Origin of the sequence: Sphingomonas sp. HF-S4, from assembly GCF_032911445.1 — a bacterium.
Lineage (GTDB): Bacteria > Pseudomonadota > Alphaproteobacteria > Sphingomonadales > Sphingomonadaceae > Sphingomonas > Sphingomonas agrestis.
On record NZ_JAWJEJ010000002.1, the window covers coordinates 731,110 to 753,114 of the forward strand.

Genomic DNA, 22,005 nt, shown 5'->3' on the forward strand with positions numbered 1-22,005 from the left:
GGTGGCGGCGCGGAGCCTTGCCGCCGAACGCGCCGAGCGGGGCAGGGGCGTGCCGCGCTGGGTGATGCTGGCCACGCTGACCTTCGTCTATGTGCTCAACTTCCTCGATCGGCAGCTGATCGGCATCCTCGCCAAGCCGATCCAGGATGCGTTGCAGGTCACCGATGGCCAGCTCGGGCTGATCGGCGGGCTCTATTTCGCGATGTTCTATTGCTTCATCGCGATACCGGTCGGGTGGCTCGCCGACCGGACCAACCGCGTCAACGTGTTGGCACTCGCCTGCGCGATCTGGAGTGGCGCCACCGTCGCCTGCGGGATGGCAGGGACGTATACGCAACTGGTGGCCGCGCGAATGGTGGTCGGCTTCGGCGAGGCCGGCGGGGTGCCCCCGTCTTATGCGATCATCACCGACAGCTATCCGCCGGGCAAGCGCGCTGCGGCGCTCGGTATTTTCAATCTGGGGCCGGCGATCGGCGCGGCGATCGGCGTGGCGTTCGGCGCGGCGATCGCTGCGCGCTACGACTGGCGGATGCCTTTCCTGGTGATCGGCGTGGTGGGGATCGTCGCTGCGCTGCTGCTGCGTCTGCTGCTGCGCGAGCCGGAGCGGGGAGCCACCGATACGGTCCGCGCAAAGGGGGCCGGGAAGGTCGGCTTCTGGCCGACGCTGCACATGTTCTTTTCGCACCCGGTGCTGATGCTCGCCGCGCTCGGCAGCGGCGCGACGCAGTTCGTCACCTATGGGCTCGGCAATTTCGCAGTGTTGTTCCTGATGCGCGACAAGGGCATGACGCTGGACCAGGTCGCGATCTGGTACGCGCTGGTGCTCGTGTTCGGCATGGGTGGCGGGATGGTGATCTCAGGCCGGGTGATCGATCGTATGACGCGCCGCTCGCGCACGGGCTATGCGATCGCGCCGGCCCTGTCGCTCGCGGTGGCGATGCCGTTCTACCTCGCCTTCCTCTTGGCGCCCGGCTGGCCACTCGCGTTGCTGTTGCTGGGCGTGGTAATGACGTTCAATTACTTCTACCTCTCTGCCTCGGTCGCGCTGGTTCAGGATGAGGTTCGGCCCGATCAGCGGGTGCTTGCCGGGGCATTGCTGCTGCTGGTGATGAACTTCATCGGGCTCGGGCTCGGGCCGACCTGGGTGGGCCAGGCGAGCGACTGGTTCAAGGCGCAGGGCCATGCCCAATATCTCCAGTCGGCGCTCTACACGCTGACGCCCTTCTATCTGATCGCGATCGCGCTCTTCCTCTGGCTCGCACGCATCCTGCGCCGCGAGACCCGCACCGCCGAGACAGGCCTATGAGATTGACGAGCCGAGCCGCGCTGGTCGCGTTATTGGTCGGTGCGCCCCCGGCATGGGCGCAGGCGCCGACCGTGACGGCGCCCGCGGGCAGCATCGAGGGCAGCGCGCAGGGCACTGTCCGCGTCTTCAAGGGCGTGCCCTATGCCCAGCCGCCTGTGGGTCCGCTGCGCTGGAAGGCGCCGGCCGACCTTCCGGCGTGGCAAGGCGTGCGCAAGGCAACGGCGTTCGGGCCGGCCTGCGTACAGCCGCGCGGGCGCGCCGCGGGGATCTATACCAACCCGCCCGAGAAGATGAGCGAGGACTGCCTGACGCTCAACATCTGGGCGCCGAGGGACGCGAACAACCTGCCGGTCTTCGTGTGGATCCACGGCGGGGCGCTGGTCGGTGGCTATGGCCATGAGGCGATGTACGACGGGGCGCGGATGGCCGCGCGCGGCGCGATCGTGGTGTCGATCAACTATCGCCTCGGCATCCTCGGCTATCTTGCGCATCCGGGGCTGAGCGCAGAATCCCCGGAGGGCATTTCGGGCAATTATGGGCTGCTCGATCAGATCGCGGCACTCGGCTGGGTCAAGCGCAACATCGCGGCGTTTGGCGGCGACACCGGCAACGTCACCGTCGCAGGGGAGTCGGCGGGCGCGCTCAGCGTGATGTACCTGATGGCATCGCCGCGTGCGCGCGGGCTGTTCCACAAAGCCGTGGCACAGAGCGCCTATATGATCTCGACGCCCGAGCTCAAACGGTCGGCACACGGCACCCCCTCGGCCGAGGGGGCGGGTACCCAGATCATGACGGCGCTTGGCGCGAAAGACCTGGCCGGGCTGCGGGCGATGGACGCCGAGACACTCACCGACGGCGCGGCGGCCAAGGGCTTCGGGCCCTGGGCTACGATCGACGGCAAGGTTCTGATGCGGCAGCTCGTCGACACTTGGGATCGCGGCGAACAGGCGCCGGTGCCGATCCTCGCCGGGTTCAACAGCGGCGAGATCCGCTCGCTCCGCGTGCTGCTCCCGCCGGCGCCCGCCAATGCTGCGGCGTATGAGGCCGCGATCCGCAGCCGCTATGGCGATCTCGCCGAGCATTATCTCGCGCTGTATCCGGCCAAGGCGATCGGCGAGGGCATGCTCGCGAACACGCGCGATGCGCTCTACGGCTGGACCTCGACTCGGCTGGTGATCGGCCAGACCGCGATCGGTCAGCGCGGCTATCTCTATTTGTTCGATCACGGCTATCCGGCCGCGGACGAAAACGGGCTGCATGCCTTCCATGCTGCCGAACTCCCTTATGTGTTCGGGACTGCAGGCACCACGCCGCCTTATTGGCCCAAGATCCCCGACACGCTCGCCGAGCGTCGCCTGTCGGACGCGATGATCGGCTATTGGACTGCGTTCGCGAAGACGGGCGTGCCGATCGCGAGCGGCCAGCCCGACTGGCCGGCTTATGGCAAGGACGCCAGCTACATGGCGTTCGCCCAGGCGCCCCGGCCGGGCAGGAAGCCCTTCCCCGGCATGTTCGCGCTGCACGAGGCGGCGGTCTGCCGCCGCCGCGCCGCGGGCGACCAGCCGTGGAACTGGAACACCGGGGTGATCTCGCCCACGCTCCAAAAGACTGCAGGGTGCCGATGATCGACGGAGACATGCAGTCGTTCGCGTTGACGCTCAACAAGTTCCTAGAACATGCCGCCAAATGGCACCCCGACGCCGAGGTGGTGACCGCTGGTTCGAAGGGCGTGGTGACCCGGATCGGCTACCGCGATCTGCACGCGCGCAGCCGCCGGATCTCGGGCGTCCTCCACGATCTGGGCGTGCGGCGCGGCGATCGGGTCGCCACGCTTGCCTGGAACAGCCAGGCGCATGTCGAGGCGTGGTACGCGATCATGGGGATGGGCGCCGTATGCCATACGCTCAACCCGCGCCTGACCGGAACGCAGCTCGGGGCAATGATCGCGCAATCCGAGGCCAGGATCCTGATCGCCAGCGGCGACTTGCTGCCACTGGCGCTCGACATCGCGCGCGCCGCGCCCGTCGTGACGCGCGTGCTGGTGATCGACGCCCTCGCGGCGATGCCGGCGTTCGCCGACGGCGTGGCGGTTGCCGCGCTCGAGCCGATGATCGAAGCGGGCGAAACCGAGGTCGCGTGGGGCGATTTCGACGAGACCGCGCCCTCCGGACTGTGCTTCACCTCGGGCACCACCGGCGCTCCCAAGGGCGTCACCTACACGCATCGTTCGAGCTACCTTCACACGCTGCGGCTGCTCCAGGCCGATGTGATGGCGATCGCGCGCCGCGACACGGTGCTCGCGGTCGTGCCGATGTTCCACGCCAATGCCTGGGGGCTGCCGTTCGCAATGCCGGCGGCGGGCGGCACGCTTGTCCTGCCCGGGCGCGCCACCGACGGCGCGAGCCTTGCCCGGCTGATCGCGGCCGAGGGCGTCACCGTTGGGGTCGGCGTGCCGACGGTCTGGCTGGGGCTGGTCGAACATCTCGAGGCAAGCGGCGGCACGCTGCCGTCGCTCGAGCGGATCATCATGGGCGGCGCCCCGCTCGCGCCCGCGCTGATGGCGCGGGTCGAGCAGCGGCTCGGCGTCACCGTCCAGACGAGCTGGGGAATGACCGAGCTTTCGCCGAGCGGAACGGTGGCATCGCCGCACGAGGCGGTCCGCACCGCGGCGGTGTCGGGCCGCCCCGCGATTGGCGTCGACCTGATGCTCGCCGACGCGGCGGGCGTGCCGCTTTCGTCGCAGCGCGACACCGAGGGCCATTTGCACGTTCGCGGCGCGGCGGTGATCGAGCGCTATTTCGGCCATGCCGAGCCCGCCACCGATGCCGAGGGCTGGTTCGCGACCGGCGATCTCGCGCGGATCGACGCGCAAGGAAACCTGGCGATCACCGGACGGGCCAAGGATCTGATCAAGTCGGGCGGCGAATGGATCAATCCCGCCGAGATCGAGGCGGTGGTCGGCGCGATCCCCGAAGTGTCGCTCGCCGCGGTGATCGGCCGTGCCGATCCGCGCTGGGGCGAGCGCCCGGTCCTGCTGGTCGAGATGCGCGAGCGCGAGGCGCTGAGCGACGAGGCGTTGCTGGCGCCGCTCAAAGGCCGCGTCGCGCCGTGGTGGATCCCCGATGCCGTAGTGCGCCTCGCGACGATGCCGCTCGCCGCCACGGGCAAAATCGACAAGCTGCGGCTTCGCGCGGAGTATGGAAGCGCCTAGGGCCAGGAGAAGCGGTCGGCTTGACGCCCGATCTTGCAGGCGCGAAGGACGTTCGCGTGCAAGAGAATGAAAAGCCCAAGCGGCGGACCAAGAAGGCGGAGCAGCGCGCCGAGACGATCGAGCAGATCCTCGATGCGGCCGAATATCTGTTCTCCAAGCATGGCCTCCACGGCGTCACGCTGAAGGATGTCGCCAAGCGCGTCGGCGTCCACCACACGCTGCTCAACTATTATTTCGAGGACAAGGGCAAGCTCTTCCACGCCGTGTTCTCGCGGCGCGCGGTCGTCACCAGCGAGCGTCGCATGCAGGCGCTCGACGCCTATGCCGCCGCCTGCAACGGCGCGCCGACCGTCGAGGGCGCGCTGCGTGCCTTCCTCGATACCGATCTCGATCTATACATCGAGGGCGGCGAGGCCTGGAAGAACTATGCCGCGCTCGGCGCGCAGGTCGCCAATACCCCCGAATGGGGCGCCGAGTTGATGGACGAGCATTTCGATCCGGTGGTGCTGCGATTGATCGACCTGCTCAAGCAGGCGCTTCCGGATTGCGCCGAGCAGGACATCTTCTGGGGCTATCACTTCGTGACCGGCGCGCTGATGCTCACGCTGGCGCGCACGGGGCGCATCGACAAGCTTTCGGGTGGGCTGTGCAAGTCCGACGATTTCGTCGCGGTCAAGGATCGCATGGCGTCGTTCATGGCGGCAGGCTTCCTCGAAATCTGCAAGCGGTGACCACCGGATAATCATTCGCTCACTTGTTAGTGAATGTTTGTGTTGCTAGACCGCCCGCAACGATAAGCGGGAGGAACGAATGGCATTGTCGGGACGCGTGGCGATCGTAACCGGTGCGGGTGGCGGGCTCGGGCGCGCGCATGCTCTGTATCTGGCGAGCAAGGGCGCCAGACTGGTCGTCAACGACGTTTCGGAAGCCAATGCGTCGCATGTCGCTGGCGAGATCGCCGACGCGGGCGGCGAAGCGATGGCGGTCGCGGCTTCGGTCACCGACGAGGCGGGCGTGCAAGCGATGGTCGACGCGGTGACGGCCCGCTGGGGGCGTGTCGACATCCTGGTCAACAATGCCGGCATCCTGCGCGACAAGAGCTTCGCCAAGATGACGATCGAGGATTTCCGCCTCGTGCTCGACGTGCACCTCATGGGCGCCGCGATCTGCTCCAAGGCGGTGTGGGAGGGCATGCGGGCGCAGCGTTATGGCCGCATCGTGATGACCACGTCGTCCTCGGGGCTCTACGGCAATTTCGGCCAGGCGAATTACGGTGCGGCGAAGATGGCGCTGGTCGGACTGATGCAGACGCTTGCCATCGAGGGCGAGAAATACGGCATACGCGTCAACGCGCTTGCGCCTACCGCCGCGACCCAGATGACGCAGGGCGTGCTTTCGGAAGCCAGCCTCGCCTTGCTCGACCCTGCCGGCGTCAGTCCCGGACTGCTCGCGCTGGTCGGCGAGGATGCTCCGAGCCGCGCGATTCTATGCGCCGGCGCGGGTCATTTCGCGCGCGCCAACGTCACGCTCACCCGCGGCGTGCAGATCGGCCATGCGGACGACGCGGGCGAGCAACTGGTCGCGGCCTGGGATGCCGTGTCGGATCGCGGAGGCGAAATGGTGCCGGACTATGGTTTCTTCCAGGCGGAACGCGAACTCGCCGCCGCGGGGCTCCTCGACGAGCAGGTCTCGCTGCACGGCTGACGACCGCAAGGCACTCCGGCCCGATCCGCCCCCGGGGCTGGCGCGGGTTGCAGGAGGTCATTGGCGCTAGGGAAGGCTCCCAGAGTCTCCAAAAGCTTGTGGATTGGGTCGCCATTAGACGATGGCCGAGTCATCCCAGCCTGCACAGGGGGCGCCGATCCTTATGCTTGCGGAACGCGACCTTGCGCCATCGTTTCCTGAACCTTGCGCATGGCTGTTCGGAGGGCGCCAGCGAAGCAGGCGCCCTCCGATGTCAGATCAGAGCGCTCGGATTCTTAGAAGCGCAGGCTGACCGATGCCTTGGCGCCGTAATCGCCCCACTGGTCCGAAGCGTTGGCAAAGCCGCCAATCCCGAAGCGCAGGCCGCTCTCGGTCACCAGGTCGATGCCGAGATCGACGTCGAGCGCGTCGCTGCCCAGCGCCGAACCGCCGATCGCGAAGCCTGGCCCGGTGCCGAAGGCGACCGAGCGAGTACCCCCGAGATCACCCCAGCTATGGATATAGGCAAGCGAAGCGCGCGGCGCGATGCTCAGACCGGTCGAGACCGGCGCCGAGCCCCCCATGCGCAGGCCGACCGACGCGCTGTTGGTCTCGCGATGGGTGTCGCCGACCCTGAGCGCCGCGACGCCCCCGGTCTCGGCGACCGCGTCGACATCGGTCCAGTCGTGCGCGTAGCGGACGAACATGCCGAGATCGAGCGGCCCGTCGACCAGGTCATATCCCAGCTCGCCGAACGCCTGCTTCGATTCGGCCTTGCTGCTCGCCACCGAAGTGCCGGCAATGCCGCTCACCGAGATCGCGCGCGCGGTGTCGATATCGTGCCACGCCCAGGTGCCGCCGACCTGGGCGGTGAAGCTGCCCTGCGCATTCCAGGCGAGGCTGGCGCCCGCCAGCTTGGTCTTGACCGAAGCATTGCTGCCGCGAGCGCCGAGGGTCAGGTCCTGATCGAAATAGCCGCCGTTGACGCCGACGCGCAGATCACCTGCGCCATAATCGACACCGCCGATCACGCCGGTGCGATTGCTGTCGATCTTGGCGAAGCCCTCCTGGTTCCGCGAGCCCGCATAGTCCTGCAGCCCCTGCGCCCACATGCCAATCCCGTCGCCGTCGACGAGGCCGCGCGTGAGCACCGCGTCCCGAACGCGGCGATTGTCGTCGATCAACACCGAGGGAAGCGCCGCATGAAGCTCGCCCGAAAGCTGGTCGAAGGTGTTGCGCGCGCCCGCGGCGCTCTGGACGAGCACCGTATTGTAAATCGGATCGCCCAGGCCGCGGGCCGTCACTACGGCTGCGACGGCGCGCTGGTTGCCCGATGCTGCCTGCGACGCGAACGTCGTGTCGTTGCGCCCGAGCGTCAGCACGACATTGTTGGTGCCGTAGCTGAGCAGCGGCGTGAGGAACGCCAGGTTCGACGTCACGGTGGTGAAGCGGCCGTTGACGCCCGCCGCCGCGGTGAGGATCGTGTAGTTGGTCAGCGGCGCATAGATCCCCGCTTCCGCCAACACCTGCACCGTGCCGCCCGCGATCGTCGCCGTGCCCGTCGCATTGACGCGATCCGACTGGCCGGCGGCATTGACTTCGACGGCGAAGATCGAGCCTGCCGCGAACGTGACGTTGCCGTTGACGGTCTGGGTGCCGATCGAATTGCCCGGAGCCCAGGTGCCGCCGCTGCCGATCGTGGTGTTGCCGACCGTGCCGGTACCGCCAAGGGTGCCGCCCGAATTGACCGTCAGCGGCGAGACGATGCTGCCGTTTACCGCCAGGCGGCCGCCATTGACGTTGGTCGGGCCGGTATAGGTGTTCACCCCGGTGAAGTTGAGCGAGCCCGTCCCCGACTTGGTGAACGAGCCGTTGCCCGTCAGCGAACCGGCGAACGCGGTGTTGCTGTTCTGGTTCACGGTGAGCGAACCGCCGGCGATGTTGACGCTTGCGGTACGGCTGGTGCCGGCCAGCTCGGCAACCTGCTGGTTGGTGCCCGAGAAGTCGACCGTGCCGGTGCCCTCGACCTGCAGCTCGGTAGTCGTCGCCACTGCGGTGGTCAGCTTGATCCCGCCGCCGTTGAGGACCGTGGTGCCGGTGAAGCCATAGCCCGAGCCGAAGGTGATCGTGCCCGCACCTTCCTTGACGAAGGTGCCCGAGCCGCTCAGCGCGCCGACGAAGGTATAGGCGTCCGAACGGTTCACAATCAGCGTGCCGTTGTCGATCAGATTGCCGGTGAAGTTGCCGGTGGTACCGCCGGTGCCGATCTGGAAGGTGCCGTTGTTGACGAACGCGCCGCCCTGCGTGCCCGTGACCAGCACGGTGCTGCCCGCATCGACCAGGTTGGTGCCGGTGTTCTGGAGGCTGTTGACGCCGTCCAGCGTTGCCGTGCCCGCACCGGTGAAGCGCACGCCGCCGGTGCCGGTGACCACCGCCGTCCCGAAGACGCCGGCGCCCGAACTGGCGCTGCTGGTGACGACGAGCGTGCCGTTGTCGACGATGCTCGGCGTGGAGAGTCCGGCAATGCCGTTCGCGCCATTGACTAGGCCCAGCGTGGCGCCGGCGTCGATCGTCGTACGGTTGAACGGGCTGGCGCCTGCGGCAGGGGCGGTCCAATAACCGCTCTGCACGCGCAGGCTGTCGAAGCCCGCGAAGCCGGCGATGGTCTGCGTGGCGGCAGGTGTAGCGCCGGTGCCGATCAGCACCGCGGCATCGGTGCCGCCGCCGCCGACGATCGTGCCGGTGACCGTTGAGCCGGTACGCAGGATCACCGTGTCGTTCGACACGCCGAACTGGACCGCTGCCGCGCCGGTGCCCGCCGTGATCGTCCCGCTATTGTCGAGCGTCGTGGGCCCCGAGGCGAGGATCGCCGCGCCGCCGGTGCTGCTGACCGTGCCGAGATTGACGATGCTGTTCGCACCGCCGACCGTGTTGATGCCGTTGGCCCCGCCCGCGACGCTAGCGCCGGTGCCGACATTGATGTTCACTTGCCCCGGCGGGTCGATCCACAGACCGGTGCCGCTCGTCGAGCTTACGGCGCCGGTAATGGTGGCGCTCACGGCGCCGCCCGTGCCGTTGGCGATCAGATGGACCGCGTCCATGCCCGCGCCGGTCGCAGTGGCCGATCCGATCGTGGCGTTGATCGCGCCGTTGGTCGCCTGTGCAAACACTGCATCGGCACGATAGGTGACGCTGGTCTGCTGGTTGGTGACGACCGTGCCGTTCGACGAGGCCGAACCGACAGTGAGCACCACGCCGGTGCCGCCGGTGACGGCGACGGCCGTGCCGCCATCGCCGCGCGCAGTGGCGGTGGTGGCGTTGACCGTGACGAGGCCGCCTGCATCGCCGAACACGGCATTGCCATGCTCCGCGCTCGCGGTGCCGCTGGTGATCGTCAGGTTGCCGTTCGCGGCATGACCCTCGACGGCATAGGCGTTGACGCCGGTGGCAGTCGCATTGGTCGAGTTGATCGTGACGTCGCTGTTGCGGCTCGAGCCGTAGACCGTTGCGAGCTGGAAGCCCGAGCTCGACGCGGTGCCGCTGGTGATGTTCACCGCACCGCCGCCGACGCCGCCGACCGCCGAGGCATAGTCACCCGCGCTCGATGCGTCCTGGCTGGTCACGGTTACCGAACCGGTGCCACTTGAGTAGCCGAACACTGCGTCCGAAGTCCCACCGGCGGCGGCGTCCCAGCCGATCGCGGCGGTGCGCGTCGTGCCGGCATTGATCAGGATGTTGCCATTGGTGGTCTGCGCCCAGATGCCCTGTGCCGCCAGGCCAGAGGTGTTGACGGTGTCGCTCTCAACGGTGATGGCGCCGGTGGTCGACTGCGCGAAAATGCCGAACGCGGCGGCGCCGCTGGTCGAGATGGTGCCTGCATTGTCGATGCTGATCGGGCCGTTGGTCGATGTCGCCCAGATGCCGTGCGACGGACGCGTCTCGCGCGGTGCGGTCGACGGATTGACTGCGCCGCTGTCGCGCACGTTGGTCGCGGTGGTGCCGGTCGTGGTGATCGCACCGGTCGAGGCGATCGTCAGCGCGCCGGTGTCGGTCGCGCCGTGGATGCCGAAGCCGCCATCGCCATAGGCCGAGATCGAGCCGCTGGTGATCGTCGCAGTGTTGGCGCCCGCCGCGCGTGCGTCGATGCCGAACGAAGCGCCGCCCTCGATGCCGTCGATCGTGCCGCTGGTTACCGAGACCGCGCCGTTCGCCGAGCGCGCGCTGATTCCGTAGCCGGGGCTCGCCACCGTCGACGCGCCCGCGAGCGTCACGGTGCCGCTGGTAACGGTGGTAGCGTCCTGACCATAGGCTGCGATGCCGTTCTTGGCGCCGAGCACCTCACCGCTGGTGAGCGTGAGCGTGCCCGCCATGCTGCCACGATTCGAGAGATACACGCCGAGCGAGCCCGCGCCCGACGTCGCCTTCTCGCTCGTCACGTCGATCGCGCCCGAGCTGCGCGCGTAGATCGCGCTCGAGATGTTGCCGGTGGTGGCGATCGTGCCGCTCGCGATCTTCAGCGATCCGCTGGAGCCGACCGTGATGCCTTCGCTATACTGGCCGGTGGCGGTGATCGAACCGCTGCTGATATCGACCGCCCCGGTCGAAGCGACCGAGATGCCATAGGCGAATTCGCCCACGGTGGTGATCGCGTCGCTCGCGATCACTGTCGCACCGGTCTGGCCGGCAAGATCGATGCCGACCGAGTTGGCGCCCCGCGTCGCGATCGTGCCGCTGTCGATCTTCACTGCGCCGGCGCCGCCGGTGATCAGCATCGCGGTCGAATCGGCGCCTTGCGTGGTGACCATCTCGCTGGTGAGATCGAGCGGCGCGCCGGGCACGTTGACGACGATGCCGCGTGCGCCGGTGGCGCCGGTCGTGGAAACCGTTCCGCTGCGGATGGTCACGTCGGTGCCGCTCTGCACACTTAGCCCGTCCGAATTCTGGGTGGTGCTAGCATTGGCGCTCTCGAGCAGCACGCTGCCGTCCGAATAGATCTGGATCGCGGCCTGGCGATTCCCCAGCGCCTCCGCGGTGCCCGAGCGCACGATCGCGCCGCCGGTGCCGGCATTGGCGTAGATCGCGGTGCCCATGAAGCCCGCGGTGTTGGTGATGCGCGCCGTGCCGCTGGTGATGTCGACCGTCTGGCCCTGCCCGATGATCGCATTGACCTGGCCGGTGCCGATGGCGGTGGCATTCTTGCTGACGATCGTCGTCACGTCGGGGAATACGCCGCCGTTCGAGCCGGTGAAGATCCCGCGCAGCCCGCCCGTGGTCGTGTCGGCGTTGATGGTGATGTCGCCGCCGCCGCTGATCGCCTGGATACCGCGGCTATTGTTGTTGCCGCTCGAATTGACCGTGCCGGTGGTGACGATGACGTTGCCGCTGGCGGCGCGCGCATCCACGCCATTGGTGGCGCCGGTGCCCGAGGCGGTGACCGCGTCCACGTCGATCGTCACGTTGCCTGGGCCGGTATTGGTCGCAGCGACGCCGGCACCGGTGGTGTTTCCGTTGTTGAGCACCTCGATCGTGCCCAGATCGAGCGAGATGTTGCCACCGCTGGTGGTGATGTCGACAGTACGCGGGCCGCCCGAACGCGTGCCGGTCTCGGTGTGCGAATAGTCGGTGCTGCCGGAGGAAGCGAGGTTCTGCGCCTGGGCGGTGGCGGGCGCGAGCAGCGCGCCCACGGCGGTGCCCGCCAGGACGAATGCGCGCGCAGACCGGATACGGCCCGAAGCCGCAGTCGAAATCACCGTCATAGATAGTCTCCCGGAAGCGCTCGATGGCGGCGCGCAACGCGCCTCGGATCGAGCGACAAAATCTCTGTTTGTGAGGTGCCCGCGGTCGCGGGCGCTGTAGGCAGGCAACGAGACCTTCGAGGCTCGTTCAAAAGATGGCTAGGCTCTCAGCCTGCGCTCCGAAAAGGAGGCAGGGGCGCGGTCGGACCTGTGAGATGCATCGAAATTCCTGGCGGTCGACGAAAGTCGTCCGTGCGGTGCGCCTCTGAGGTTCGCTCTACTAAGTCAATGGTCTAAAGTGATTTTGAAGCACCGATGCTATTGCGAGACACGTTGATTCAACGGGAAATACTTTTCCGCCACTAGGCCTCCGGTTGGACTTCGGCAGCAACGGGGCTCCTGCCATTCTCGCGAGCGCGTGTGCGCCATCGTATCTAAGGGGATGGACATCGTTTCGGTGGAAAGTGGCCTCGCGCGCTCCTCGTCGAGCCCAGCGCCGCGCACGGGAGCACGTAGGCGTAGAACGATGTGAACAGCCACCAGCTTCCAAGCGATTCCACGACTCGACGGCCCACACGCCAGAAGAGGCGGAGCGCCTTTCGACGATGTCATCAGATGGCGAAAACATGCTGAGAACAAGTCGAAATCGGGAGTCCTACCTATAATGCGTCACGGGGAGCAAACGCTTCTGGTGCAGGATCGGTGATGTCGCGCGGAGTGTCGATATGGCGCGTCGTCGGCTGCGCCACGCCTGTTAACCAATCTTAGATTGCAGGCCTTTAGCAGCCGCTCTTCCCAAAAACTGCGCCGGCGAAGCGGCGCGCTAAAAGTCATGCGCAAAGGGTCTCAACCGTGACGAACCGTATCCGTCTTCCGCTTCTCGGCCGTACCACCAGCTTCCGCCGCCTTCGCGGCACTTCGATCCTCCTGGCGACATCGGCGCTGCTGAGCGTAGCGCAGGCAGGCGTCGCCCACGCCCAGGCGAACACGACCTACACGCCCGCGAGCAACCCGGGTTCGCCCAACCTGGCGGCGGGGGACCAGTTCACCCTCACCGGTGGCAATGTTGTGTTTGGCGGCAATTCCGCCAACGACATGAATTTCGACGGTACGGTCACGGGTAACGGGGGACTGGCAAAGAGCGGGACGAAGACGCTCACCCTGAATGCAACGAACAGCTTCACAGGCGGCACGACCGTCAACGCCGGCACGGTGATCGCGAATGCGAACGGTGCGCTGCCCACCGGCGGCAACGTTACCATCGCGAGCGGCGGCACGCTGAAGCTCGGCACCGATCAGACTATCGGCGCCTTGAACGGCAATGGCCGGGTCGAGCTGAACAGCCGTAACCTCACGGTCGATCTCGCCAGCGGCACCAGCCGCTTCGATGGTGCGCTCGTCGGGGGCCTCGCATATGTCGGATCCTGGCGCGTCGGCGCCGGCCCCGCCTGGAGCACCAATCCCGCCGTGCTGACCGGCCAGGAGGCGGCCGCGCTGATCTTCGGGGGCATTGCTGGCGAGTATGAGATCTCGTCGGTTTCCAACGTGCTTGCCGACATCGATTTCAAGGCCTGGGGCTCGGGCTACGGCGGCTTCAACACCTCCGCGCCGGTTGCGCAGAACTACAAGAATGATGCCGGCGCCCCCGGCTATGCCAGCCCGCAGGACTTCTCGACGTATGTGTCGGATCATAACGGCAACAAGGTCAACTACGCCTTCTCCTATCGCGGCGCCGGGTCGCTGACCAAGACCGGTGACGGCACGCTGGTCCTTGCCGGCAATAACGCCTTCACCGGCACGACCACCGTCCAGGGTGGCACGCTGGCTCTGGAGGGTGGCCGTGCGATCTCCGATACCGCGGCAATCTTGGTTGGCACTGCCGGCACGCTGAAGATCACCACTGCCGAGACGATCGGCAGCCTGGCGGGCGGCGGCACCGTGGTGCTCGACCAGACGCTGACTGCGGGCGGCAACAACGCCAGCACCAGCCATTCGGGAGCGATCTCGGGTGCCGGCGGGCTGGTCAAGACAGGCGCGGGAACGCTCACGCTCACCGGGACGAACAGCTATACGGGCGGCACCACGATCACCGCGGGCACGCTCCAGGGCAATAGCAACGCGATCCAGGGCAACGTCGTCAACAACGGCACGCTCGCGTTCAACCAGGACATCGATGGCAGCTTCGCCGGGACCGTCTCGGGCACCGGCGGCATCGTCAAGACCGGTGCCGGCACGCTGACCCTGACCTCGACCAACACCAACACGGGCGGCACGCGGATCGCGGACGGCACGCTCATCGCCGATGTCTCCGGCGCCCTTGCGACCGGCGGCAAGGTCACGATGACCGGCGGCACGCTGAAGCTCGGCGCGAACCAGAATATCGGCACGCTGAGCGGCACCGGCGCGATCGATCTGGGCATCTCCACGCTCGACGTAAACGTCGCCGGCGGCACGACGCGCTTCGATGGCGCGATCTCGGGCGTCCGCGGCGTGACTCAATATGTGGGCTCCTGGGCGGTCGGCAGCGGTCCGGCCTGGTCCACCAACCCGGTCGTTTATTCCGGGCGGGAAGCCGCGGCGCTGCTGTTCGGCGGCAATGCGAGCGACTATGCGATCTCCACGGTGTCCAATTCGGGCGCCGACATCGACTTCAAGGCGTGGGGATCGGGCTTCGCCGGGTTCAACACCGAGGCGCCGGTCGCACAGGACTATAAGAACGACGCGGGCGCGCCGGGCTATGGCGGCACGCAGGATTTCTCGACCTATGTCAGCGACTGGAACCGCGAAAAGGTCAACTACGCCTTCCTCTATACGCCCTCGGGCGCGCTGACCAAGAGCGGCGCGGGCACGCTGATCCTGGGCGGCGCGAACACCTATACCGGCGCCACCACGATCAACGGCGGCACGCTTGCCGTCGACGGCGGGCAGGCGATCGCCGACACCGGCGCGGTGGTGATCGGCGCGGCTGGCACCTTCCGGGTGATTTCGGCTGAGACGATCGGGAGCCTGTCTGGCAACGGCACGGTCGTTCTCGGCCAGACCCTTGCGATCGGCGGCGACAACAGCAGCACCGGCTTTGCCGGCACGATCGGTGGCGCCGGCGGACTGACCAAGATCGGCACCGGAACGCTGATGCTTTCGGGCACGAACGGCTATGCGGGCGTGACCACCGTCGATGGCGGTACGCTGGCGGTCGCTGGCGGGAATGCGATCGCCGACAGCGGTTCGGTCGTAATTGGCGGCGGCGGCACGTTCCAGGTCAAGACTGCCGAGACGATCGGCAGCCTGTCGGGCAGCGGCGCGGTCCGGCTCGATCAGGCACTGACGCTTGGAGGCAACGATAGCAGCACGACCTATGCCGGTGCGATCTCGGGCACCGGTGCCTTGGTGAAGACCGGCACGGGTACGCTCACTTTGGGCGGCACCAATAACTACACCGGCGGCACGGTAATCGCGGCCGGCACGATCCAGGGCGACAGCAATGCGATCCAGGGCGATGTCACCAATGACGGCACGCTCGTCTTCGATCAGGCGTTCGACGGCGGCTATGCCGGCACCGTCTCTGGGACCGGCATGCTGGTGAAGGCGGGCAGCGGCACGCTAACCCTTTCGGGCGCCAATACCTATGGCGGCGGCACGCTGGTCACCTCGGGCACGCTGCAGGGCGACACGCAGTCGCTCCAGGGTGATGTGACCAATGACGGCGTCCTCGCCTTCGCGCAGGATTTCGACGGCGCCTATGTCGGCAGCGTCTCGGGTAGCGGCGCGCTGGTCAAGACCGGTCTGGGCACGCTGACCCTTGGCGGCACCAACGTTTATACCGGCGGCACGATCATTATGGCCGGCGCGATCCGGGGTGACAGCAATGCGATCCAGGGCGATGTCGCCAACAACGGCACGCTCGTTTTCGATCAGGGTTTCGACGGCAGCCACGCCGGGGCGATCTCCGGAACCGGCACGTTGGTGAAGGCCGGCAGCGGCACGCTGACGCTTTCCGGTGCGAACAGCTATAGCGGCGGCACCCAGATCGCTTCGGGCACGCTGCGTGGCGACACCAATTCGCTCAAGGGCAATGTCGCCAATAATGGCGTCCTTGCCTTCGCGCAGGACTTCGATGGCGCCTATGCCGGAAGCGTTTCGGGCACCGGCATGCTGGTCAAGGCCGGCACGGGCACGCTCACCTTGGGCGGCACCAACGTCTATACTGGCGGCACAATCATCGCTGCCGGCACGATCCGAGGCGACAGCAATGCGGTTCGGGGCGATGTCGCCAATGACGGCACGCTCGTCTTCGATCAGGCGTTCGACGGCGGCTATGCCGGCACCGTCTCCGGGTCGGGTATGTTGGTGAAGGCAGGCAGCGGCACGCTTACGCTTTCGGGCGCCAACACCTATGGCGGCGGCACGCTGGTCACCTCGGGCACGCTGCAGGGCGACACCCATTCGCTCCAGGGTGATGTGACCAATGAAGGCGTTCTCGCCTTCGCGCAGGATTTCGACGGCGCCTATGCCGGCGACCTCTCGGGCACCGGCGCGCTAGTCAAGACCGGGGCGGGCGCAGTGACTTTGGCCGGCAGCGCGAGCCACTCCGGCGGCACCCGCATCGACGGAGGCGTGCTGATCGGCAACACGTCCAACCTCCAGGGTTCGATCGTCAACCATGCGAACCTGGTGATCGGGCAGGGCACCGACGGCGATTTCGCCGCCGACCTCTCGGGCACGGGCAATCTCTACAAAGCGGGCGTCGGCACGGTGCGGCTCACCGGCACCATCGATCACTCCGGTATCACCGCAGTGATCGGCGGTCGCCTGATCGGGTCGACCAGCTCGATCCTGGGCGACATCTCGGTAGCGCAGGGCGCCACGCTCGAGTTCGACCAACAGGCCGACGGCATCTATGCCGGCAGCATGGTCAACCTCGAGGGTGTCGGCGTGGGCGGCCAGCTGGTGAAATCCGGCGCGGGCGCACTCACCGTCACCGGCCAGTTCGGCGCACAGGGCGGCACCCGGATCGAAGGCGGCAGCCTTGTCGGCACGGGCAGCACGCTGTGGGGCGACTTCTTCGTCGGCGCCGAAACGACGCTGCAGATCGGGGAAGCCGAAGGCCGCGTCGTGGACTTCAACGGCGCGGTCAGCGGCAATGGCCAGTTCGTTAAGACGGGGGCCGGCACAGTGCGGCTCTCTGGCCGGTCGATCGACTTCGCCGGGACCACCGACATCACCCAGGGCGGCGTGCTGCTGACCGGCGCGCTGAATGGCGCGGTCACGATCCGGCAGGGCGCAGCGCTGCAGGTGGGCGACGGAACCCGCTCGGGCGACCTTCTTGCCGACACGCGCAACGACGGGACGCTGATCTTCGACCAAGTGGGTGACTATCGCTATGAAGGCGCGCTCTCGGGCGCCGGCGCGCTGGTCAAGCAGGGCAGCGGCGCGCTGACCCTCGCGGGCGACTATGCCTATACCGGCGACACGGTCGTCCTCGGCGGCACCGTCTCGGTCGCTTCGCTGCTGCCGACCACCACCACGCTGCAGATCGACGGCGGTGCCTTCGATCTCGGCGGCACCAGCCAGTCGGTCTCCGGCCTGACCGGTACGGGCGGAAGCCTTCACTTCGGCGGCGGCAGGCTGGCGGTCAACCAGAACGACAATTCCAGCTATGCCGGCAACCTCACCGGCAACGGCACGCTGGTGAAGGCGGGCACCGGCACGCTCAGCCTGCTTGGCGCCAGCACGCTTACCGGCAATTTGCTGCTCGACGCGGGCGGTCTGGATGTCGGCGGCAGCCTAGCGAGCACCGTCACGGTCGCGAACGGGGCGACGCTCAGCGGCACCGGCCGCGTCGGCGGCATGGTCGTGCGTTCGGGCGGCGTCGCCGCGCCGGGCAGCCTGGTCGCGCTGCGGAGCGCCACGGGGTTGCGTGCGCTTGCCGTCGCGCCTTCGCCGATCGGCACGCTCAGCGTCGCGGGCAACGTCACCTTCGAGGCGGGCTCGTTCTACCGGGTCAATGTCAATGCCAGCGGCGCCTCGGACAAGATCGCCGCCACCGGCAGCGCATCGATCCAGGGCGGAACCGTGCAGGTGCTGGCGGCGAGCGGAAGCTATGCGCCACTGACCCACTACACGCTGCTCACTGCCGATGCCGGGGTGAACGGCAAGTTCGGTAGCGTGACCAGCAACCTCGCCTTCCTCACGCCGATCCTTAGCTATGCGTCGACCAGCGTGTCGCTCGATCTCGTTCGCAACGACATCAGCTTCACCGCGATCGCGCAGAGCAGCAACGAGCGCAACATCGCGGCAAAGGTGACGGCGCTCGGCGTCGGCAATCCGCTGTTCAATTCGGTGCTGTTCATGGACGCTGGCGGCGCCCGCCAGCAGTTTAACCTGCTCTCCGGCGAGATCCATGCCTCCACCCGCACCGCGATGCTCAACGATGCGGCGCTTCCGGTGAACGCGGCGGTCGATCATCTTGCGGAGACGTCGGCACATAGCGGCGTGTGGATGCAGGGCCTGGGCAATTGGTCACAGTTCGATGCCAATGGCGAGTCGGCCTTCACCCGCAGCAAGGTTCAGGGGTTGATGGGCGGCGTCGATTTCGTCGTCGCGCCGGAGCAGAACCTGCGCATCGGCATTGCCGGCGGCTATACGCAGGACGACCTCTCCGCTTCGGCGGTCGCCAGCACCGCCAAGCTGAAGAGCGTGCACGTCCTGGGGTATCTGGGCGCCAGCGTCTCCGGGGTCGAACTGCGCGCGGGCGGCGGATACAGCCGTGTCGACGCGGATACCACGCGGACCGTGCCGGTGGCGGGGGCCAGCCAGCGCCTGACTGCCAGCTATGCCAGCGACGTGGTGCAGGGCTTCGCCGAAGTCGCCTATCCGATGCCGCTCGGCGGCGGCGTGGTCGCGCCCTACGGCAAGGTAACGGTGACGAACTTCGCCCGGCCCGACTTCGCGGAAACCGGCGGCAGCGTTGCGCTGGCGGCGGAAAAGGCGAACGACACCACCACGCTGTCGAACATCGGTGTGCGCTTCGAGACGGCCTTGGCCGGTGCATTCTCGGTCGGCGGCAAGCTGGGCTGGGAACATGCCTGGGGCGATCTCTATCCGGTCAGCAGCATGACCTTGGCCGGCACCACGGGTAGCTTCGACGTGCTCGGCGCACCGCTGTCGCGCAACACCGCGGCGGTCGCGCTCAACGGCGTACTGCGCCTCTCCGAGACGATGACTGCATCGTTCGGTTATGAGGGGCGGATCGGCTCGTCCAACCAGTCGAATGCCGTGAAGGGGGCGATCAGCCTGCGGTTCTGATCGGCAAGGCGCGCCCGAGGAACGACCTCGGGCGCGCCGGCTCCCACGAAGTGGTGATGGGGCCTGGAATCAGCGCCCCATCGACATCGCTGATAGCGTTCAAAGTAGGCGAGACGCTCAACGCATTCCCAGACCTTAGAAATAACGACCAAGCCCTCGCCGACGAAGGAAGCGACCCGTTTGGCCGAACCCGCCCGCGCGTTGCAGACCGCAAAGATGTCCGGTTGCAAGGTTCCATATTCGGAGGCAGCGCCGACCGTCTCGCCTGTTATACCAACAAGCAGATCGCCTGGCGTCTCGGCGTCTCGACCGACACGATCAAAGCCAATCCAAAGCAACTGTTCGCAAAATTGCGGGTTGATGATCGCACCCGTGCCGTGACCGCCGCTGGGCGCCGGGTTTTTATCGAGAACTAGCTTGTGCGGACAGTTATCTGCGCCGGGGATGACGGCCGCAGGGGGACATGGCCCGGTAGTTTTTGGCGGTCTCTTAGACGCGCAGTGGCCGCACGGGCGATGGATCCGAAAGAGGTGATGCCTGGCTTTGACCGGGGCTTACAGGACTCGCACTTGTCCGCATAAACTGCGGAAAAGCGCGGGGATCAGTCCAGCTGAAAACCATGACCCCTGCGTGGCCACACTCTCAAATTCGGTCCGGTCGCCGGACTCGAACCTCCGACGAGCGACTCGTTTCAGGCCGCCTCGTGCGCGGTTGCATTGGCGTTTCAATGGGATTGAGTGGGCGAATTGGGCTAATTTTGTTGAAAAAGTGAGCCTCTCAAAACGTAGCGAAATATTGGAACTCTGAATACTTCGAGTGCGCACGACCGATTCAAACATGGCGCGAACCTGATTCTATCCCTGCGCATTGGCGCACGAAAATTACGTGCTCGGAGTTTTTCAACACAATAGGGCTGATTGCGGACAGGCAAGTCCATATCCGACCGTCCAGGCAGGCTGAGCATCTACGGCGCAGATGCCTACTTGCGTCGGAAATGCATGATATCTGTCACCCAAATCCTCTGACGACGCGCACTGGTGCGCAGTGTCCCCATCCTCGATGAAAACGCCATCGAAGGAGCGAAAAGTGAAGGGGGGCCATATGCAAATCGTAGGGCAATTCGAAGGAGTCTCTAAAAAGTTCGGCGGCCACACGGTTCTTGACGGCATTAGCCTTGAGATCCGCGCCGGCGAAGTCACCGCGCTGCTCGGCCCCAACGGCGCCGGTAAGACCACCACCGTCGGCCTGCTCACCGGCCGGCTGACCCCGGACAGCGGCAAGGTCGACCTGTTCGGGCTCGATCCCTCGCGCCCGCTCGCCCGCGCCCGCATGGGCGTCATGCTCCAGAGCGCCGGTCTCCCCGACGTTCTGACCGTCCGCGAACTGGTGACGCTGCAATCGGGCTATTATCGCCGCCCCCGAGAAGTCGCCGAGACGATTGCCATCGCCGGCCTCGATGGCCTCGAAAAGCGCGCGGCCGGCAAGCTCTCGGGCGGCCAGCAGCGCCGGCTTCATTATGCCCTCGCCATTTGCGGCCAACCCGACCTGCTCGTCCTCGACGAACCTACCACCGGGCTCGACCACGAGGCCCGCCGCCGCCTCTGGACGACCGTCCGCGAAGAGGCCGACAGCGGCGCCGCGGTCCTGCTCACAACCCATTACCTCGAAGAGGCCGACGCCCTTGCCGACCGCATCGTCGTCATCGCTGAAGGCCGGATCATCGCCGACGATGCTCCCGCTGGGATCAAGGCCAGCGTCGGCGGCTCGACGATCCGGTGCCGCACCATGCTCACCGAGCCGCACCTCGCCGCGCTCCCCGGCGTGCGCTCGGTCGCCCACAGCGGCGCCGCCGCCACCCTGCTGGTAACCGATGCCGCCACCAGCGCCCGCGCGTTGCTCGCCGCCGATCTAGCGCTCACCGATCTGACGATCAGCGCAGCCTCGCTTGAGGAAGCGCTCGCCAACCTCGCCACCTCGACTCGAAAGGCAGCCTGATGGCCACCGCACTCGCTAATCCGCTCGGCGTGTTCGCGCGCGAAAGCGTCGCCGAGCTTCGCAAGAACCTTCGCCTGCCGCAATTTGCGCTGCCGACTATCATCACCCCTGCGGTCTTTTACGGCCTGTTCGCAATCGCGCTCAACAAAGGCGGTCCCGATGCCGCGGCCTACTCGCTCGCCACCTTCGGTGTGTTCGCCGCCACCGGGCCGGCCTTGTTCGGCTTCGGTGCCGGCGTTGCGGTCGAGCGCGAGAGCGGGCTGATCGAGCTGAAGCGTGTATCCCCGCTTCCTGGCGGCGCCTATGTCGTCGCCAAGCTGGTCTCGGCGGCAGCCATGGCAGCGCTCGCCCTGATACTGATATACGGCCTGTCGCTGATCGGCGGCGTCCGCATGCCCGAGGAGCAATGGGCGCAATTGGTCGCAGTCCATCTCGTCGCGGTGGTTCCCTTCGCTCTGTTGGGCTTCTCGATCGGCATGCGCATAGGCGCCAAAGGTGCGATCGCCGCTGCCAATGCCTTCTATCTCGGCTTCTCGATCCTTGGCGGGCTGTGGATGCCCATCACCATCCTGCCACCGTGGATGCAGCATCTCGCCTGGGTCACGCCCTCCTTCCATCTCGGCCAGCTGGCGCTGACCGTGATTGGGGTGCTGCCGCACGGATCCATCCTCGCCCATATCGCCGCGCTTGTCGGCATCACCATCCTCGCCGCGTGGTTCGCGGTCGACGGCTGGCAGCGCAGCCCGGCTTGACCGCCGGGCCGATGCGAA

10 protein-coding genes are annotated in these 22,005 nt (G+C 67.0%); 9 read left to right on the top strand and 1 reads right to left on the bottom strand.

Going from position 1 to position 22,005, the window contains the following annotated elements; translation table 11 throughout:
• Position 1: 1 nt before the first annotated feature.
• The 5 genes from RZN05_RS19525 to RZN05_RS19545 all read left to right on the top strand — a co-directional run bounded on the left by RZN05_RS19525 (position 2) and on the right by RZN05_RS19545 (position 6,221).
• Positions 2-1,306, top strand: coding sequence for a spinster family MFS transporter (locus RZN05_RS19525; RefSeq protein ID WP_317228350.1), 1,305 nt, complete (start codon positions 2-4; stop codon positions 1,304-1,306).
• Entirely contained in the window at positions 1,303-2,931 is a 1,629-nt protein-coding gene (locus tag RZN05_RS19530; protein ID WP_317228351.1) for a carboxylesterase/lipase family protein, read from the top strand. The genes RZN05_RS19525 and RZN05_RS19530 overlap by 4 nt, the downstream gene beginning before the upstream one ends.
• Positions 2,928-4,517, top strand: coding sequence for an AMP-binding protein (locus RZN05_RS19535; protein WP_317228352.1), 1,590 nt, complete (start codon positions 2,928-2,930; stop codon positions 4,515-4,517). Before RZN05_RS19530 ends, RZN05_RS19535 begins: the two co-directional genes overlap by 4 nt.
• A gap of 56 nt (positions 4,518-4,573) precedes the next feature.
• Positions 4,574-5,248, top strand: a complete 675-nt coding sequence (locus RZN05_RS19540; protein WP_317228353.1) for a TetR/AcrR family transcriptional regulator — start codon at positions 4,574-4,576, stop codon at positions 5,246-5,248.
• A 79-nt stretch (positions 5,249-5,327) separates the two neighbouring features.
• A complete protein-coding gene (locus RZN05_RS19545; RefSeq protein ID WP_317228354.1) occupies positions 5,328-6,221 on the top strand; it encodes an SDR family NAD(P)-dependent oxidoreductase in 894 nt (297 codons plus the stop codon).
• 275 nt (positions 6,222-6,496) lie between these two features.
• On the opposite strand, the gene RZN05_RS19550 is transcribed toward RZN05_RS19545, so the two are convergent.
• Positions 6,497-11,956, bottom strand: coding sequence for an autotransporter-associated beta strand repeat-containing protein (locus RZN05_RS19550; protein WP_317228355.1), 5,460 nt, complete (start codon positions 11,954-11,956; stop codon positions 6,497-6,499).
• Positions 11,957-12,787: 831 nt separating this feature from the next.
• Here RZN05_RS19550 and RZN05_RS19555 point away from each other — a divergent pair.
• The 4 genes from RZN05_RS19555 to RZN05_RS19570 all read left to right on the top strand — a co-directional run bounded on the left by RZN05_RS19555 (position 12,788) and on the right by RZN05_RS19570 (position 21,987).
• Entirely contained in the window at positions 12,788-19,240 is a 6,453-nt protein-coding gene (locus RZN05_RS19555; protein ID WP_317228356.1) for an autotransporter-associated beta strand repeat-containing protein, read from the top strand.
• A gap of 56 nt (positions 19,241-19,296) precedes the next feature.
• On the top strand, positions 19,297-19,656 hold the full coding sequence (locus tag RZN05_RS19560) for a helix-turn-helix transcriptional regulator (RefSeq protein ID WP_317228357.1): 360 nt from the start codon (positions 19,297-19,299) through the stop codon (positions 19,654-19,656).
• A 685-nt stretch (positions 19,657-20,341) separates the two neighbouring features.
• Complete coding sequence (locus tag RZN05_RS19565; RefSeq protein WP_317228358.1) at positions 20,342-21,235, top strand: ABC transporter ATP-binding protein; 894 nt, start codon at positions 20,342-20,344, stop codon at positions 21,233-21,235.
• A complete protein-coding gene (locus RZN05_RS19570) occupies positions 21,235-21,987 on the top strand; it encodes an ABC transporter permease (protein WP_317228359.1) in 753 nt (250 codons plus the stop codon). Before RZN05_RS19565 ends, RZN05_RS19570 begins: the two co-directional genes overlap by 1 nt.
• Positions 21,988-22,005: the final 18 nt, after the last annotated feature.